The organism is Rhodococcus sp. (in: high G+C Gram-positive bacteria), assembly GCF_049591685.1.
GTDB lineage: Bacteria > Actinomycetota > Actinomycetes > Mycobacteriales > Mycobacteriaceae > Rhodococcoides.
Genome location: NZ_JBAWFH010000174.1, coordinates 1 through 1,728, shown reverse-complemented (window position 1 = coordinate 1,728; position 1,728 = coordinate 1). Strand labels below are relative to the sequence as shown.

Annotated in this window: 1 protein-coding gene; it reads left to right on the top strand. The window is 66.1% G+C overall.

The features are described 5' to 3' along the window. Nucleotides 1-1,728: amino acid adenylation domain-containing protein (locus WBQ44_RS07540; protein ID WP_495566098.1), on the top strand; the 1,728-nt coding region annotated here is incomplete at both ends.

The following is a 1,728-nucleotide window of genomic DNA, read 5'->3' as shown; positions in this document are numbered from 1 at the left end:
GCGCTGGTCTACGAGGATCGATCGCTGACCTACGGTGAGTTCGCGCAGCGGGTCGACGGGCTTGCCGCAGCGCTCACCACCGTGGGTGCGGGTCCCGACGCTCTCGTCGCACTCGCCATGCGGAGATCGATCGATCTCGTCGTGGGCATGTATGCGGTGCTCCGCTCGGGAGCGGGGTTCGTTCCCATCGACCCGGACCATCCGACGGAACGCGTCGGCTACATTCTCGACGCCGCAAATCCCATCTGCGTACTGACGCGGTCGGAGGACGAGTTCACCGCTCCCGGTTCCGTTCCAGTTCTCGATGTGCGCGCCGAACAGTCCGCTGCGGGCGTCACCGATTCGCCGCGGGTCGCTGCATCTCCCGATTCTCTGGCCTACGTCATCTTCACCTCCGGGTCAACGGGCAAGCCCAAGGGCGTGGCCGTCTCCCACCGCGCGATCGTCAATCAGATGGAGTGGATGCAGGTCGAGTACGGGCTCACCTCGAAGGACGTCTACCTACAGAAGACGGCCACGACGTTCGATGTGTCACTGTGGGGCTTCTTCCTGCCGCTGCGGGTCGGGGCCACCCTGGTGCTGGCCACTCCGGACGGCCACCGCGACCCGGGTTATCTCGCCGAGGTCATCGCACAACGATCCGTCACCGTCACCGACTTCGTGCCGACGATGCTGTCGGTCTTCGCTGCCGTCGTCCGGCGGGAATCCCTCCGTACCCTCGAGCAGATCTTCGTGATCGGCGAGGCACTCCCGGGGGAAGCCGTCCGTGATTTCGCTCGGGTCTCCGACGCGCGCGTGCGCAACCTCTACGGCCCGACCGAAGCCGCTGTGTCCATCACCTACGCCGACGTCACCGACACGGCAGCGGGCTCGGCAGTCACCATCGGCCGGCCCGAATGGAACTCCGCGGTGTACGTGCTCGATTCACGGTTGCAGCCGGTTCCCGTCGGTGTCCCCGGCGAGCTGTACCTGGCCGGAGTGCAACTCGCACGTGGCTACCGCGGACGAGTCGACCTGACCGCAGACCGATTCGTTGCCAACCCGTTCGCCGGTGGTGGCTCGTCGGGTGGGGAGACTGCCGCGAGCAGTCGGATGTACCGCACCGGGGACCTCGTCACTCTGCGTGCAGACGGCCGCCTGGACTACATCGGCCGCACCGACTTCCAGGTCAAGTTCCGTGGACAACGTATCGAGCTGGGCGAAATCGAGACCGCTTTGGCAGCCCAGCCGTCGGTCGGCTTGTCGGCCGTCGCGGTCGTGTCCACTGACGCAGGCGATCAACTTGTCGGGTACGTCGTGCCCGCAGGGTCCTCGGCAACCGACATCGATGTCGCCGAACTGCGCGCAGCGCTTTCGGAAACGTTGCCGCGCTACATGATTCCCAGCGCAATTGTCTCGCTGGACGAGTTCCCGCTCAACACCTCGGGCAAGCTCGATCGCAAAGCGCTGCCCGCCCCCGAGTTCGAGACCGCCGAGTTCAGGGCTCCGTCCACCCCGATCGAGGAAATTGTCGCAGGCATCTTCGGCGAGGTGCTCGGGATCGAGCGAGTCGGACGGGGCGACGACTTCTTCGCGCTGGGCGGAAATTCGCTCGTCGCAACGCAATTGGTATCGAGGCTCGGCGCCGCCCTCGACTCTCGGGTTCCGGTGCGCGAGTTGTTCGAGGCGTCGACGGTCGAGGCGCTGGCCGCCCGGGTGGAATCGAACACCGGCGATCGCGTCGAACTC